The following is a 15,772-nucleotide window of genomic DNA, read 5'->3' as shown; positions in this document are numbered from 1 at the left end:
AGCGGACCGTCGTCGGTCCCCACGGGTGTGGGGCGAATGTCGGCCTGACCGGGCTGACCATGGCTGAGTACCGTCGGTCCCCACGGGTGTGGGGCGAATCCGGGCGCCGAGTCACTGCGACCATCGACCATCGTATTTTTACGAACAACCGTCCGAAACGATTGCCGCCTCACCGGCGGCTCTTATCGGTAATTTACGATGAAGCTGGCAGGCTGTCAACACCCTGGCGAAGCCTTTCCCTTGTGGAAGAGGGGTTGGGGTGAGGGGGATGCGTCCCATCACAGCAGCCACGTGACAAGCCCGACTAACCCGCCGCCGAGGACCAGCCAGGCGGAGTTGACCCGGAAGCGGACGAGCAGGACCAGCGCGGCGAGGGCGAGCCCGGCCGTGAGCGGGTCGACCACGGCCGAGCGGGCAAGCTGCCAGGTGACCGCGGCCATCAGCCCCAGGGCCGCGACGTTGACCCCGTCCAGCAACGGGCCGGTCCAGGGAGAGCGCCGGAGCCGGGGAACGAGCGGGTTGAGCGCCGCGACGAAGATGAATGAGGGAAGGAAGATGCCCAGGGTCGCCAGCGCCGCGCCGGGGAACCCGCCGACGAGGTAGCCGACGAAGGTCGCGGTGGTGAAGACCGGTCCCGGCGTGAACTGGCCGACCGCGACGGCGTCCAGCAGTTGCTGGTCGGTCAGCCAGCCGAGGCGCAGCACGAAGTCGTTGCGGAGGAAGGCGAGCAGGACGTAGCCGCTGCCGAAGAGGACCGAGCCGATCTTGAGGAAGGTGAGGAAGAGCGTCAGCAGGCTGAACGGCACCGCGCCGGCCACGGCTGTCGCCGCCGGGACCGGTGCGCCGACCAGCGGCAGCAGCGCGGCAACCGGCGGCGGGCGTCGCGCCCGACGCGCGAGTGTAATCACGAACATCAACGCCGCACCGCCGAAGAGGAGCGCGATCTCGTTGAAGCCGAGCAGCGCCAGCGCGAGCACCCCCAGGCCGATCACGGCGGCCAGCACGCCCTTGACGGCCGTCTTTGCCAGGTTCCAGAGGGCCTGCGCCACGATGGCGATGATTACCGGCTTGATCCCGTAGAGCAGCCACTCGGCCTGCGGCGTCGTGCCGACGCGGGCGTAGGTCCAGGCGAAGGCGAGGACGATCAGCGCGGCGGGCGTGATGAAGCCGACCCCGGCGGCGACCAACCCTCGCCATCCGGCGCGGATGTAGCCGGTGTGGATCACCATCTCGGTGGAGTTCGGCCCAGGGATCAGATTCGTCGCGCCGAGCAGGTCGAGGAAGTGTTGCTCCGTCACCCAGCGCCGGCGGACGACCACCTCGTCGCGCAGCATGGCGATATGCGCCGCCGGCCCGCCGAAGGCGGTGAAGCCCAGCTTGACCGCTACCCATGCGACCTCTCGCAGGGCTCCGCGGCCGCGCTCGCCTGGTGCGCCGGTCTTGGATGCGTCCTTGTCCGTCGTGATCGTCACCGCCCCTCCGTTTCGGTGCGCCCGCCTCCCTGAGCCGGCTCGTGCCCCTGCCGGCCGTCGTCGAGGCGGGTGGTGCGACGGATCCCGCACCCCGGCCACGGGCCACGGCGCTGGACTTGTCGCACCACCCATCCCGCTCCAAGGACGACCGCGTGCCCTCGATTCGTTCGGCAAGCTCCATGCGATGACCGAGTAGTCTTATCGCACCGGCCGCCGGCTGGCAACGCACTCATCATAGCGACAGCGGGGGAGAGCGGATTGCGGACTTTTCCGTGGTCCGGGGTGATGCGCCGGCGCGGCGGACCCGGCTGTGGGAGAGTAGGCGAGGGCATCGAGGGGAGAGCCTATGGCAGGCGTTGACCTGGACGGGGATCGGCCCGCCTCCCGGCCGCGCGAATCGGTCGTTCAGCGGGCCATGCCGATCTACTACGCACTCCTGTTCGCCATCCTCACCGCGTTCGGGCTCTACCTGCTGATGCGCCTGAGTGGCGTGCTGCTGATCCTGTTTATCAGCCTCCTGTTCGCCGCGGCGGCAGCGCGTCCGGCGTCGCAGCTCGAGCGGCTGCGGATACCGTCCGGCATCGCCGTGCTGCTGGTCTACCTGGTGGCGATGGCCGTGGTAGGGGCCATCGGCTGGTTCGTGCTGCCGCCCCTTTTCGGGCAGGTCGCCACGCTGGTGGATGAAATCCCCAACTACGTCGATCGCTACCAGGCCCTGCGGGGGAGTTGGGAGCGCCTGCGCGAGCAATACCCGGAACTGCAACCGTTCGAGGAACAGGTCGCGACGGCCGGCTCGCGCCTGCTGAGCTCGGTCGGCAGCCGGCTGGCCGAGCTGCCGAGCCAGTTGTTCAGTCTCTTCCTCGACGTCCTGAGCATCTTCGTCATCTCGATGCTGCTGGTGACGACGCGCGGTCGGCTGCTGGGCTTCATCCTGTCGCTCATCAGCCACGAACACCGCGACACCGCGGAGCGCGTGATGCGCGAGATGTGGGAGCGTATCGGCTACTACGTGCGCGCGAAGCTGATCGTCATGACGATCATCGCGGTGATCACCTACGTGGCGCTGATCATCATCGGTGTGCCGTACGCGGTCCTGCTGTCGATCGTGGTGGGGCTGGGCGAGGCGGTGCCGCGCATCGGTCCGTGGCTGGCGCGCATCCCGCTGCTCATCATCGCGGCGCTCCAGGGATGGACGACCTTCCTCCTGGTGTTCGGTGCCTCGCTCGTCATCGAGAACGCCAAGGGCTACGCCATCTCCCCCTGGGTGGAAGGTGACCAGCTCGACATCCACCCCTTGCTCGTCTTCGTAGCCGTACTGGTGGGGGCGGCGCTGCTCGGCGTCGCGGGTGCGTTCGTGGCCGTGCCGGCCGCGGCGATGGTGCAGGTTATGTTCGAGGAGGTGATTCTCCCCTGGCGGCGCGCTCAGATCGCGCCGGAGCCCGCAGCGGAGCCCGCCTCGGACCGCGTACCCGCGCCGGCAGCACGCGAGCACGAAGGGTAGAGCGCGGCGGAGTCCGGCCCGGCGCCGGCGGCTGCCCTCACCGGCCGGCTGAGCCGACTGGCGGGTCGTGCCGGTGTCAGCCCGCTATGGGGCTCGACAGGAGACCCGGTCGCTCAGCTATTCTTAAGGCACGTGTGGTAGGAGTACGGACGAAGGCTGCCTCCGGCGTGCCGCGCCTCGTCGTGGCCGGGCGGGGGCATGGTACGATACCGCCCAGACAACTGGGCAGGTGGTGTTGTTGGGAAGGGCGATGCGGAGGAGATGAGTTCCCAATCAGGCCGGGAGGCACGGCGCTCCCGCAGAGCGGAGCGCCGGCTGGCGGCCGAGCGAGCGGCGCGACGACGGCGGCAGATGTCGATCTTTGGCGGTCTGGTCGCTGTCGCGTTGATCGCGGCCGTCGTACTGATCCTGATCAACCGTCCGGGAGCCGGCGAGGATATCTCGGACATCGCGGCGGCGGCGCCTTTGGACGCGGGTATCCCGACCAACGGGCGCGTCATGGGGCAGGAAGGCGCGCCGGTCCACGTGGTGGAGTGGGGCGATTATCAATGCCCGGGCTGCGGGTACTTTAACCGGAACATGAAGTCGCAGCTCATCGCGGACTACGTCGCAACCGGAAAGATCACGTTCGAGTATCGGGATTGGGCCTTCCTGGGTCCGGACTCGATCCGCGCAGCTCAGGCCGCCTTCTGCGCGGAGGACCAGGGTAAGTTCTGGCAGTACCATGACACCCTCTTCATGAACCAGCGCGCGGAGAACCAGGGTGACTTCAGCGCAACGCGGCTGAAGGAGATGGCGCGGCAAGTCGGCCTGGACATGGAAGCGTTCAACCAATGCTACGACAACGAGACCTTCAAGGACGAGGTCGAGGCCAGCTACAACGAGGGCAAGCAAGCCGGGCTCACCGGGACGCCCAGCTTCATGATCAACGGCCAGCTGCTGCAGGGCTGGAACGGTCGCTACGAGACGCTGAAGGCCGCGATCGATCAGGCGCTGGCGCAGTGATCCGCGGAACCGGCTGGCAGACCGCCTCGCTGGCCCTGGCGATCCCGGGGCTGCTGGTCGCCGGCTACCTGACCTACAGCCACTACGACACCGGCGCCCTCGTTTGCACTATCGGCGACTGCAAGACGGTGCAGAACAGCCCCTATGCGGAGATTGCGGGCATCCCCATCTCGATCCTCGGGATGGGGATGTACCTCGCGGTCATCGGCCTGGGCTTCCTCCGACGGACTCGGCCGGCCTGGGCCAGCACCGCCACCATGGCCGCTTTCGCGCTGGTCCTGTCCGGCGCGGTCTACGCCGCCTACCTGACGTACCTCGAGATCGCCGTGATCGAGGCCATCTGCCAGTGGTGCGTCACGTCGGCGGTGCTGACACTCGGCATCCTGGTCGCTGAGGGCGTCCTCCTCTGGCGCTTCCTCGGCGCCGGCGAGAGCGAGATCGCGTGAACTGTTTCCGCGTTACAGGGAGTGGCCAGACCCCGTGGTAGCGGCCCTCACCCCCAACCCCTCTCCCAACGCTGGGAGAGGGGCGTTTTTTCGTCCTTGACCGCGGCGATCAGTCCGCGGCCGGGGTGACGGCTTCCACCTCCTCGGGGCGGCGGAGCGCCCGGGTGTACAGGCCGAGCGACGGCACGAGCGCGACCGCCACGCCGATCATCGCGGCCGGGATCGAGGCGAGCGTGGCGACCGCGCCGAGGACCGGGCCGCCGGCGATCTGACCCAGGGCATCGGCCTGGCTTGCGATCGAGAGGACCGTGGCGCGCACCCGCGGCTCCAGCCGCTGGTTGACCCAGGCGGTGTAGAGCGGGTCGTGCGTCGTGCGCAGCAGGTAGGTCAGCCAGTAGGCGGCCAGGGCGACCGCGAAGCCTCGGGCCAGGCCGAAGAGCGTGACCGAGCCGATCAGCAGGAGGTTGATGGTCAGCAGCGCCCGTGCGACGCCGCGGTGGCTCGCGGTGTTGACCCGGCGCCGCGCGATCTCCGTCACCCCCGCGCTCAGGACCATCGCCACCGCGTTGATGACGCCGAACCACACGACCGGCTGGAAGTCGGCGATCTGCGGGAAGGTGAAGTTGTCGAGGAAGTGGACCGGCCAGAGCCGGTCGAACGCCTCGCTCGCCATGCCGTAGATGGCGCCGATCGCGAGGATGGTGATCAACACCGGCCTTCCCCGGACCGTGCGGGCCCCGTCGCGCAGGGTGCGGCGCATCGACTGCCACGACGAGCGTTCCTCCGGCGGCCGGGGGGTGAAGTGCCGTTCGGGCATCCGGAGGATGAGATAGAGGCCGAGGAGGACGAAGCACCCCCCGCCCGCCAGGATCGGCAGGTTGAGCCGGACGCTGGCGAGGGCGACGCTGACGCCGGTCGCCAGCAGTGCGCCGGCCTGACCCAGTTGCGTGCCGCGGAGGAAGGCTCGCCCGGCGCGCTCCTCACCGATCTCGTCACTGATCCAGGCGTTGACGGCACCGCTGGTGAAGGTGTAGCCGATCCCCCAGAGGGCCTGTGCCAGCAGGATCGTCCAGAAGATCGGAAGTGCCCCCTCCAGCAGGAACCCGGCGCCGATCAGGAAGACGCCGATGATGACCGACAGGCGGCGGCTGTAGACGTCGGCCACGACGCCGGTCGGGATCTCGAACAGGAAGACCGATGCTTCCAGCACCGTCCCGACCAGCACCAGTTGGAACGGGTTGAGCCCGGCCTGCTCGACCCGGTAGACCGCGCTGACGGTGAAGACGAGCGTGTAGAAGAAGGCCGACGCGGCCGCGAAGATCAGATAGACGGAGTAGGCGTTCCGTCGCTCACTATCCCGCATGGCAGACCGCCATTCGCGCTCCGTTCCTCCCCAGGGCGGGCGTGGTGCGCCGCCGTGCAGATCGATCCCTGCGCCACCTGCGTCAGAAGAAACGTCGCGGTTGTCACGGCACTGCTCCTTGCGGTCGGCGTGGTCCGCCCGGTGATCTGCCTGCGTCGGGCACGCGCGGGATTGTAGCCTACGGCGCTGCTTCCGCGCACGGGCGGGCACGAGCGGTTATCATGCCGGGCGGGCTGATTCGCACCTGAGCAGGGGGAGGCGTGGCATGGACGGGAAGACGATCGACTGGGCGGGCGTGGCCGCGGCGGTTGCGGCGGCCGAAGCGACCGGCGGCACGGTTGGGGCGACCATCGTCGCCCCCGGCGGTGAAACCTTTCGCCACAACGGCGACCGGCGTTTCCGCGCCGCGAGCACGGTGAAGATCCCGCTCATGGTCGCCGTCTACCGGGCGGTGGATGCGGGGGAGCGTGCGCTGACCGATCGGATCGTCCTGCGCGACGCCGACAAGTCGCCCGGGAGCGGCGTGCTGCTGCACCTGCACGACGGGTTGGAGTTGACGCTGGAGGATCTCGTCTACCTCATGATCTCGATCAGCGACAACACCGCGACCAACCTGCTGATCGACCTGGTTGGCCTGGAGGCGGTGAACGACGTCATCGCGTCGCTGGGCATGCGTGACTCGAACCTGGGCCGGAAGATGAAGGGGCGCCCGGCGCTCCCGGACGAGCCGGAGAACTGGGCCACGCCGGATGACTACGCCCTGGCCGTGAAGGCGCTGCTGGAGGGGCGTGCCGCGTCGCCGGCGTCCTGTGAGGCGATGGTGGCGATGCTGGAGAAGCAGCAGAACCCCCGCCGGATCGGGCGCTATGTGCCCGAGGGCGAGGGCATCCGCTGGGGCTCCAAGACCGGCAGCCTGACCGGCGTGGTCAACGACGTCGGCTTCGTCACCACCCCTGCCGGCACGCTGGTCGTCAGCGTCTTCACGGAGGATCTGCCCGACTCCCACGCCGGCGAGCAGGCGATCGGCGACATCACGTGCGCGGCACTCCACGCGACGGGCCTTATCCCATCGGGAGCAGCCTAGCCGGTACCCCGCCGGAATCTCGCGGAATCGGTCATCGCACCTCTTTCGCTGAGTGCGGGGCTGCGCTATACTCGGCGTGATGTGGCGTCCATTGTGATACGTGTTTGTGGCAACGCGCCCGTGCCAGTTCTGTGAGAGCGGTAGCGCGTAGGTGCGTCTTGGTTGCCGAACACGGCATCACCGGCGCTGAGCACGACCGGCAGGCAGCGAAGTATGGACAGCGGGTCAGGGGAGCGGGCCAGAGCGGCGGGGTCAGAAGCGCGCGGGGCGGTGTGGGAGACATCGCCTGCGGGCGGTGCGCCGACGCGGCGCCGGACCGTTTCCCGGTGGCTGATCGGTGTCCTGGCGATCGCCAGCCTCCTGGTGGCCCTCGCTCTGGACCTGACCGTCATGCCTCGGGGGCGGGTCGTCTCCCTGCTCTACGCGCTCCCCGTCCTGGTGGCGGCACGCTGGCTCTCTCCCCGAGCGGTGGGTGCCGTCGGCGCCGCCGCGGTGTGCGTGGCCGTCATCAGCGGCGCGGCCCAGGGGCTCCCCGTCGCGGTCTGGATCACGGACGTGCTCGGGCTGCTCCCGATTGTCGGTGCGGCTGTGCTCCTCGCCCGCCAGCGTGTGGCGTTGCTCCACGACGCGCGCGTGATCGAGGAAGTGAACCGCCGGCTGACCGACGCCCAACAGCAACTCCAGCTCTTTATCGCCGCGGTCACCCATGAACTGCGCCAGCCCCTGACCACCATCGTCGGCTACGCCCAGGGGCTGCAACGCCGCGCCCCACCGGGGCTGGCGGAGCAGGATCGCCGGGCGCTGGACGCCATCATCGAGGCGGTCTGGCGCACGCGACGGATCTCTACCGACCTCCACGACGCTGCCCGCCTCGGTGTCGGCCAGTTCACGCTCCAACCGGCCCCGGTCGACCTGGTCGCGGTCGTCCTTGAGGTCGTCGAGGCCCAGGCCGTCAGCGGGGGGCAGCACCGGTTGCACCTCGATGCCCCGGAGGAACTGACCGGCTGCTGGGACCGCGAGCGGATCACGCAGGTCGTCGCCAACCTCATCGACAACGCCGTCAAGTATTCCCCCGACGGCGGTGAGGTGCGCACCTCCCTCCGCCAGGTGGGAGAGTCGGCGATCCTTACCATCAGCGATCAGGGCCCCGGCCTGTCCGACGACCAGCAGACGCGGCTGTTCCAGCCGTTCTCCCGCGTCGGCGAGACGACCCTGGTCGGCAGCGGGCTGGGCCTCTTCATCGCCAAAGGGATCGTCGAGTCTCATGGTGGCCGCATCTGGGTGGATAGCGCGCCCAACCGTGGCTCGACCTTCACCGTCCGCCTGCCCCTCCGGTCGGCCGATTGCCAGCCCGCCGGGTGATCGCCCGCGGTTCCCCCGCCGGATACTTGTCACCCCAACCACGGCGTCGGAAGATGGGCCGGTGCGAGAGCTGTTCTCGCCGATGACGGTCCGATAGGGGAGGTTGGGCGATGAAGGTGTACATGTCGGTCGACATCGAGGGGATCACCGGCGTGGTCCATGGTGACATGATGATGTCGACCGAGCGGGAGTATGGCCGCGGCCGCAAGCTGATGACCGGTGACGCGAACGCGGCGATCGAGGGCCTGATCCAGGCGGGGGCGACCGACATCCTCGTCAGCGACGGGCACGGCCCGATGCGCAACATCCTGATCGAAGATCTCCACCCCGCGGCCCGGCTGATGACCGGCGCCGGGGAGGCCCGCGACGCCTGCCAGCTCGAAGGCGCCGACAGCGAGCGGTTCGACGCCGCCGTGTTCATCGGCTACCACGCGATGGCCAAGACGCCGCGCGCCGTTCACCCGCACACCATCGCCGGGGCGGCGGTGGCCGAACTGCGCATCAACGGCCGCCCGCACGGCGAAACCGGCTTGAACGCCGCCATCCTTGGCTCCTTCGGCATCCCGGTCATCATGGTCACTGGCGACACGGCAACCGTGGCCGAGGCGCGCGCGTTCCTGGGCGACGACATCGAGACGGTCGCGGTGAAGGAAGCGCGTGGGCGCAATGCGGCGATCTGCCGGCCCCCGGCAGCGACCGGGCCGGAGATCCGGGAGGCTGCCGCCCGGGCGCTGAGCAACCTGAGCCGGGCGCGGGTCTACGCGCCGGAGCGGCCGCTGCGGCTGGAGGTGGACTTCCTCACGATGCAGCAGTGCGACCGCGCCGCGCGCGTCGCCGGCGTCGAGCGCCTCGGCCCGGTCACCCTTCTCGTGCCCGGCGATGACCCGTGGCAGCAGTACCAGACCCTCTGGGCAGCCCTGCGCAACGCCCTCTACGAGCCGGCCGGCTGGCTCGGCTGAGATGTCTCGATCCGGGGTGCCGGCTTGCCCGATCGCGAGGACGGGCGGGCGGCCGGCGCCCCGCGGCCGCGGGGCCGTTTCGACCCGCCTGCTATACTTCAAAGACGTGATCGAGTCCCGCGATGTGGGGAAGGGTGGCCCGAGTGGCCGCGCGTCCGCTGGAACACCAGCTTGCAGACATCCTTACTCGGCAGGAGCTGACGATCGCGACCGCTGAGTCCTGCACCGGCGGCCTGGTCGCCCATCGGATCACCACGGTGCCGGGGAGTTCGGCCTACTTCGTCGGCGGCATCGTGTCCTACAGCAACGACCTGAAGGAACGACTCCTCCACGTGCCGCGGGAGGTGCTCGAGCGGTACGGAGCGGTCAGCCGCGAGTGCGCGCTGGCGATGGCTCGCGGCGTGCGGGCCACGACCGGTGCCGACATCGGCGTCTCGACCACGGGCATCGCCGGGCCGGGCGGGGCCACGCCGACCAAGCCCGTCGGTCTGGTCTACATCGCGTGCGTGACGCCGGCGGGCGAGGTCTGCGAGGAGCATCGCTGGGACGGCGATCGCGCCGACAACATCGCACGCAGCGCCGAGGCGGCACTTCGCCTTGCCGTGGAGATGGCGCGCAACGTGCCGAGTGCGGGGACTGGCGCCGCCTCGTAAGCGTGCCTCGGCGACACTTCGGATCTGTATCCTCAGAAGAATGAGGGAGACGTTGTACCAGAAGACGGTTCTGCCGAACGGCGTCCGGGTCGTTACCAGCCGCATGGACCATGTTCGCTCCGCATCGCTGATCCTCTACTTCCGTGTCGGCTCCCGCTACGAGTCCGACGAGCAGGCAGGCATCTCGCATTTTCTGGAGCACATGGTCTTCAAGGGGACCGAGCGCCGCCCTGATCCGATCATGTTGACCCAGGAGATCGAGGGAGTCGGCGGCATCCTCAACGCCGCCACCAGTCGCGAGAGCACCAACTACTGGGTCAAGGTTCCGAGCGCGCACCTGGCCCGCGCGTTCGACGTGCTGGCCGACATGCTGCGCCACTCCACCTTCGACCCCGAAGAGCTGGAGAAGGAGCGCTTCGTCATCATCGAGGAGATCCGCGGCATCCTCGACACGCCCGACGACCTGATCCACGACGTCATCGACGAGCTGGTCTGGGACGGGCAGTCGGTCGGCCGGCCGGTCATCGGCAGCGTCGAGACCGTGAGCGCCATCACGCGCGACGACCTCTTCACCTACCTGCGCACGCAGTACCGGCCCGACCGGCTGGTCATTGCCGCGGCGGGTGACATTCACCACGAGCAGGTCGTGGAGCTGGCCGAGCAGTACTTCGGCGACCTGCCCGCCAGCGACGTCAATACCTTCGTCCAGGCCGAGGTGCGGCAGCAGGAGCCGCGCGTGCGCCTGTTGACCCGTCCAACCGAGCAGGCGCACCTGTGCGTCGCCGTCCCGGCGCTCCCGTACACCGACGACCGGCGCTACGTCCAGGACATGATCGACGCCGTGCTCAGCTCCGGGATGAGCTCGCGCCTGTTCCAGGAGATCCGCGAGCGGCTGGGGCTGGTCTACGAGGTGTATGGGTACTTCCGCGAGTACGCCGACGTGGGCCAGGGCGTCGTCTACGCCGGGACCGACCCCGCGCGCGTCGAGCAGACCATCGAGGCGATCCTTCGCGAGTTCGACAAGCTGCGCCGGGAGCCGGTGCCGGCGGACGAGCTGGAGCGCACCAAGGAGCTGCGCCGGGGCCGGATCGTGATGGGGCTGGAGGACAGCCGCGCCGTCGCCGGCTGGATCGGAAGCCAGGAGGCCGTCTTCGGCGAGATCCTCACCCCAGAGGAAGTCATGGCGCGGATCGACGCCGTCACGGCGGAGCAGATCCAGGAGCTAGCCACCGAACTCTTCCGGCCCGACGTGCTAAACCTGGCGATCGTGGGGCCGTACGAGGCCGACAGCCATTTCCGGTCGCTGCTGCACCTCTGATGGAGGGAGGCGGAACGGAATGGCGCAGGAGCAGCACATCCTGGTCGTTGAGGACGAGCGCGCGATTGCATCCTTCCTGCGCCGCGGTCTGGTCTTCGAAGGCTACCGGGTCACGGTGGCCGACACCGGGGCGCGCGCGCTGGATGCGGTGCGCGACGACCCGCCGGACCTCATCATCCTCGACATCATGCTGCCGGGCGATATCGACGGCCTCGAGGTCTGCCGCCGGATCCGTGCGGCCGGCGAGGGGATGCCGATCCTGATGCTGACCGCGCGGGATGAAGTGGCCGACCGGGTGGCCGGGCTCGATGCCGGCGCCGACGACTACCTGATCAAACCGTTCGCGTTCGAGGAGCTGCTGGCACGGGTTCGCGCGCTCCTACGGCGTCAGGAGCGGCGCCGCGCCGAGGAACCGGCTGACGACGGCGTGTACCGTTTCGCCGACCTGACGCTCGACACCACCTCGCGTTTCGCCTACCGGGGCGACCGCCGTATCGAGCTGACGACCCGCGAGTACGAGCTGCTGCTGCTCTTCATGCAGCACCCGAACCAGGTGCTGACGCGGGACGTCATCATGGAGCGGGTCTGGGGCTACGATTTCCCCGGCGAATCGAACGTCCTGGAGGTCTACGTCAGCAACCTGCGGCGCCACCTCGAAGCGGGCGGCGAGCCGCGCCTGCTCCAGACCGTCCGCGGCGCCGGCTATGCCCTGCGCCTGCCGACGGAGGAGCGCGCCGGGTCGCACTCATCGTAGGAGCCATCGATGTCGGTTCGATTTCGGATCGCGCTCCTGACGACCGCGCTGATGGCCGTGCTCCTGGTGGCGGTTGGTGCAGGAGTCTACCTCACCCTTCAGCGCTCGCTCAGCGGCGAGGTCAACACCCGGCTGGCGGAAGCCTGGACGCGGGTCGCGCGCCAGGTGCGCGAGCAGTCGCGGGCGGTCCGGGTCGGTCCGGACGGGCCGAGTTTCCCCTTCCCGCCGCCCGACCTCGATCCGGTGACATTCCCCGGCCTCTACTCGCAGTTGACCCTCCCCGATGGGCGCTTCTACTTGAACTCCCCCCAGCTCGATGACTACATCCCGCTGCCCGAGTCGGTGCTCGAGCGTAACCTGCGGGGCGAGCCGGTCTACTACACGGTGCGATTCCATGGTGCCCCCGTACGGGTCCTCAGCGTGCTCCTCGTCGCCTACCCGACGGAGGAGCCGGTCGTGACCCTCCAGGTGGCCGAGCCGCTCACGCCGATGTACGACACGCTCAGCAAGCTCCGGCTGCTACTGGCCGTCTGCGGCGGGCTGGGGCTGGTGGCGACCGCCGTGGGGGCCTACGTCCTGGCGGGCCGCTCATTGCGCCCGCTGACGCGCATCACGCACACGGCCCGGCAGATCGGTGACGAGGGCGACCTGAGCCGGCGGATCGATCCGCCCCCCACGCGGGACGAGGTTCGGCAACTGGCCGAGACCTTCAACGAGATGCTCGACCGCCTGGAAGAAGCGTTCGCCGCCGAGCGCCGCTTCGTCTCCGACGCCTCCCACGAACTGCGCACGCCCCTCACCGCGCTGCGCGGCAACGCCGAGATCCTGCTGCGGCAGATCGACGCCGAGCGCTGGGATCCCGCCGACCTCCGCGACGGCCTGGCCGACATCCGCGACGAGGCGGAGCGCATGGGACGGCTGGTGGAGAACCTGCTGACCCTGGCGCGTGCCGACGTCGGCTGGCGGCCCGACCTGTCCGTCATCCAGCTCGACCAGGTCGTGGCCGATGCCGCGCGCGTGGTGGCCCCGCTCGCTGGTCAGCACACCTTCCGCGTCAGTAACGCCGGCGAGATCGACGTCATCGGGAACGCCGACCAGCTCAAACAGTTGCTCCTGATCCTGCTCGACAACGCCTTCACCTACACCCCGCCCGGCGGTGAGGTGGAGCTCAGCGTCCACCGCCGCGACGACGTCGCGGAGATCGTCGTGCGCGACACCGGGCCGGGCATCCCACCCGAGCAGCGCGAGCGCATCTTCGACCGCTTCTACCGGGGCGACGCCGCCCGCGCCCACGGCGCCGCCGGCGCCGGCCTCGGCCTCGCCATCGCCCGCTGGATCGTCGAGTGCCACAACGGAGCGATCGACGTCGACAGCGATGTGGGTAAGGGGACCTGCGTCCGGGTCACGCTTGCGGTAGCGGATCCCCCTACGACGGGGACGGCAGAGCCGCAGTCCAGCCGCCCCCATCCAGCATCTCGCGATGCCGCCGCACGGGGGAACATACCTACGCCGGTGGAGCCGGGGGCCGGATCGCGTACGTGGGCGGCTCCATCCCGAGTAGGTGGCGAACGAAGTAGTCCCAGCGCTTCCGGATGAAATAAGGATGGCTCTGCGAGATGTGCGTCTCCAGCGCTGCCAGCCCCTGCCGCGCGTCGAAGTAGGAGTGGTTGGTAAACGGGATGATCAGGAGGTCAAAGTCCTTCTCGGCCGCGATCAGGGCGTCGACCAACCGGAGTGTCAGCGAGGGGTGGACGTTGTCATCCATCTCGCCGTGTATGAGGAGAAGCTTCCCCTGGAGGCGATGCGCGAGTTTGATGTTGTCCTGTGTGGCATAGCGGTCCCCCTCGACGAGCCCTATCCAGCGTTCGCCCCAGCTCGCGTTGTAGCCGAGCTGGTCGTGGTTCCCCGCCGACGCCACGGCGACTTTGTAGAAGTCGGGGAACAGGAGCATCGCCCGCGTCGAGGCGTATCCGCCGCCTGAGTGCCCGTAGATGCCGACCCGCTCGAGATCGAGCGAGGGATCGCGCGCCGCGAGTTGCTTGAGCGCGACGACGTGGTCGGTCAATCCCCCGGCCTCACCGAAGTTCGCGCCGGAGGCGACATCGAGGAACTTCTTCGAGCGGTAGGGCGTGCCCATCCCGTCGATCGTCACGACGATGAAGCCGAGTTCGGCCAGTGCCTGGTCCTGCCAGAACCCGTTCGCAGCCGTGGGAAAGGCCTTGGGGGTGCGGATGATCTGGGGCCCGGGGTAGATGGCGTCCAGGACCGGGTAGCGCTGATTCGGGTCAAAATGGGAGGGGCGGATGATCGAACCATAGATGTCGGTGATCCCGTCCCGTGCCTTGACGCAGAAGCGCTCCGGGAGCCGCCAGCCGCGCTCCAGCAGCCCGGTGATATCGGCCTCGGCGAGCGTGTGGACCAGTTCACCGTCGCAGGTGCGGAGCACTGTGATCGGTGGCTGGTCGATGCGCGAATAAGTGTCGACGAAATAGGCGCCTGAGGGGGAGAAGCACACGTCGTGCTCGGCGTCCTCGGGCGTCAGGAGCGTCAGGTCGCGTCCATCCAGGCGGCAGCGGTAGAGGTGGCGGTAGTAGGGATCCCGCCCTGGCTCGCGGCCGCTGCCCATGAAGTAGATCCACCCGTTCTCGGCATCGATCCGGACGATGTCCCGCACGGTCCACGGGCCTGACGTGATCTGGCACCGCTCCTCACCGCTTGCCAGGTCGTAGAGGTAGAGGTGGCCCCAGCCGCTCCGGAACGAGAACCAGATGACGCGCTCATCGTCGCCCACGTCCCGGACCGTCGTGAGTGTCGGCCCTGGGTGCCCCGGCCAGACGGTGGTCGATCCACGCTCCTGCACCAGCACCCGTGCTTCGCCCGAGTTGGGATCGACCACGTAGAGGGAGACCTCTCGCTGGTCGCGCGAGGCGTGGACGACGTAGACATGTGTGCCCGACTCGCTCCACCAGGCGACCCGCTGTTCGAAGAGGCTGGTGCGGGGGCCGACGTTGATCGGTTCCACCGCCAGTGGCGTACGCTTTTTCTCCTCCAGGTCGAAGATGATCAGCTCGCCGACCGGTACGTGCTCGTCGCCCGGCAGCGGGTAGCGATACTCATGGGCAACGGGCCGCGACGATCCCGGTGGGGGGACAGACTGCAGGAGATGGAGCGTGCGGACCTGTCGCTGGTCGAGGCGATACGTCAGCAGGCGCTTCGAGTCCGGCGACCAGGCGACGGCGGGCGGTATCGGGCGCCCGACCAGCTTGTCGGTCACGGCAGAGAGGGACGATCCGGGGAGGGTCGCGTAGTCGTAATCCGGCTCGGCGTCATCAGTCAGCCGGATCTCCGTGCCGTCGTCGGTACGGCGTACATAGAGGTCACCGTCGCGGAGGAAGGCCGCCCAGGCGCCGTCCGGCGAGCGTACTTCGTCCTTCGGCGCCGCCGTGGCGGGCTCGCCTCGCGTGCAGCGGTACGTCGTGAGGTCGCAGGTCCACCGATGGCCTCCCAGGGTGAACTCGAGGACGTTCCCATCGGGGAAGCTCAGGTCGTCGATCGGGAGTTGGTTGTGGACGTGAGGAATTCCGGTCGCCTCCGACAGTCCAGCGGCGAGCCGGGCGTGGTCAAAGGCAGGACCGAGCGTGCCGTTCTCCGGGTCGACCAGAATGAACTCCGTCCCCTCGCGGCTGGCTCGGCGATACCAGAAGCGGTCGCTGCCCTCGATCCAGTGGGGCTTGACCTCGACGTTGAGGAGCAGATGCGAGACGTTCCAGGGGAGATACTGCTCCGCGCGTGCGTAGTCCGCGCGCGTCAGGCGTCGGCTCGTGCCCAGGTCATCGTGTTCCGTAGTCATCGTTC

General features: G+C 68.8%; 13 protein-coding genes. 10 read left to right on the top strand and 3 right to left on the bottom strand.

Annotated elements, in window-relative coordinates; all coding sequences use genetic code 11:
* Positions 1-278 precede the first annotated feature (278 nt).
* The gene (chrA, locus tag IRZ30_RS01875) at positions 279-1,472 is read right to left on the bottom strand and encodes a chromate efflux transporter (RefSeq protein ID WP_294082326.1); all 1,194 of its coding nucleotides are present in this window, start codon (positions 1,470-1,472) and stop codon (positions 279-281) included.
* A 346-nt stretch (positions 1,473-1,818) separates the two neighbouring features.
* Between chrA and IRZ30_RS01870 the strand changes: the two genes are divergently transcribed.
* The 3 genes from IRZ30_RS01870 to IRZ30_RS01860 all read left to right on the top strand — a co-directional run bounded on the left by IRZ30_RS01870 (position 1,819) and on the right by IRZ30_RS01860 (position 4,424).
* A complete protein-coding gene (locus IRZ30_RS01870; protein WP_294082313.1) occupies positions 1,819-2,973 on the top strand; it encodes an AI-2E family transporter in 1,155 nt (384 codons plus the stop codon).
* A 261-nt stretch (positions 2,974-3,234) separates the two neighbouring features.
* On the top strand, positions 3,235-3,978 hold the full coding sequence (locus tag IRZ30_RS01865; protein WP_294082311.1) for a DsbA family protein: 744 nt from the start codon (positions 3,235-3,237) through the stop codon (positions 3,976-3,978).
* Positions 3,975-4,424 carry a vitamin K epoxide reductase family protein gene (locus IRZ30_RS01860; RefSeq protein WP_294082309.1) on the top strand — a complete coding sequence of 150 codons (450 nt, stop codon included), beginning with the start codon at positions 3,975-3,977 and terminating at the stop codon, positions 4,422-4,424. Before IRZ30_RS01865 ends, IRZ30_RS01860 begins: the two co-directional genes overlap by 4 nt.
* A 109-nt stretch (positions 4,425-4,533) precedes the next feature.
* Here the strand turns inward: IRZ30_RS01860 and IRZ30_RS01855 are convergent, their stop codons facing one another.
* Positions 4,534-5,787: an MFS transporter gene (locus IRZ30_RS01855; RefSeq protein WP_294082307.1), complete on the bottom strand. Its 1,254-nt coding sequence runs from the start codon at positions 5,785-5,787 to the stop codon at positions 4,534-4,536.
* A gap of 265 nt (positions 5,788-6,052) precedes the next feature.
* Between IRZ30_RS01855 and IRZ30_RS01850 the strand changes: the two genes are divergently transcribed.
* The 7 genes from IRZ30_RS01850 to IRZ30_RS01820 all read left to right on the top strand — a co-directional run bounded on the left by IRZ30_RS01850 (position 6,053) and on the right by IRZ30_RS01820 (position 13,513).
* Positions 6,053-6,871, top strand: coding sequence for a serine hydrolase (locus IRZ30_RS01850; RefSeq protein WP_294082305.1), 819 nt, complete (start codon positions 6,053-6,055; stop codon positions 6,869-6,871).
* Positions 6,872-7,084: 213 nt separating this feature from the next.
* Positions 7,085-8,233 carry a HAMP domain-containing sensor histidine kinase gene (locus IRZ30_RS01845; protein WP_294082304.1) on the top strand — a complete coding sequence of 383 codons (1,149 nt, stop codon included), beginning with the start codon at positions 7,085-7,087 and terminating at the stop codon, positions 8,231-8,233.
* 110 nt (positions 8,234-8,343) lie between these two features.
* The gene (locus tag IRZ30_RS01840) at positions 8,344-9,192 is read left to right on the top strand and encodes a M55 family metallopeptidase (RefSeq protein WP_294082302.1); all 849 of its coding nucleotides are present in this window, start codon (positions 8,344-8,346) and stop codon (positions 9,190-9,192) included.
* Positions 9,193-9,335: 143 nt separating this feature from the next.
* On the top strand, positions 9,336-9,845 hold the full coding sequence (locus tag IRZ30_RS01835) for a CinA family protein (RefSeq protein ID WP_294082301.1): 510 nt from the start codon (positions 9,336-9,338) through the stop codon (positions 9,843-9,845).
* A gap of 52 nt (positions 9,846-9,897) precedes the next feature.
* On the top strand, positions 9,898-11,163 hold the full coding sequence (locus tag IRZ30_RS01830; RefSeq protein ID WP_294082299.1) for a pitrilysin family protein: 1,266 nt from the start codon (positions 9,898-9,900) through the stop codon (positions 11,161-11,163).
* Positions 11,164-11,182: 19 nt separating this feature from the next.
* Positions 11,183-11,917: a response regulator transcription factor gene (locus tag IRZ30_RS01825; protein ID WP_294082298.1), complete on the top strand. Its 735-nt coding sequence runs from the start codon at positions 11,183-11,185 to the stop codon at positions 11,915-11,917.
* Between the two features lie 9 nt (positions 11,918-11,926).
* Entirely contained in the window at positions 11,927-13,513 is a 1,587-nt protein-coding gene (locus IRZ30_RS01820) for an ATP-binding protein (protein WP_294082297.1), read from the top strand.
* Here the strand turns inward: IRZ30_RS01820 and IRZ30_RS01815 are convergent.
* Positions 13,422-15,767: a DPP IV N-terminal domain-containing protein gene (locus IRZ30_RS01815; RefSeq protein WP_294082295.1), complete on the bottom strand. Its 2,346-nt coding sequence runs from the start codon at positions 15,765-15,767 to the stop codon at positions 13,422-13,424. The genes IRZ30_RS01820 and IRZ30_RS01815 overlap by 92 nt on opposite strands.
* Positions 15,768-15,772: the final 5 nt, after the last annotated feature.

This window comes from Sphaerobacter sp., from assembly GCF_019683595.1.
In the GTDB taxonomy this organism is placed as follows: Bacteria; Chloroflexota; Chloroflexia; order Thermomicrobiales; family Thermomicrobiaceae; genus Sphaerobacter.
The sequence above is the reverse complement of the archived record's forward strand: the minus strand, read 5'-3'. Positions and strand labels throughout refer to the sequence as shown.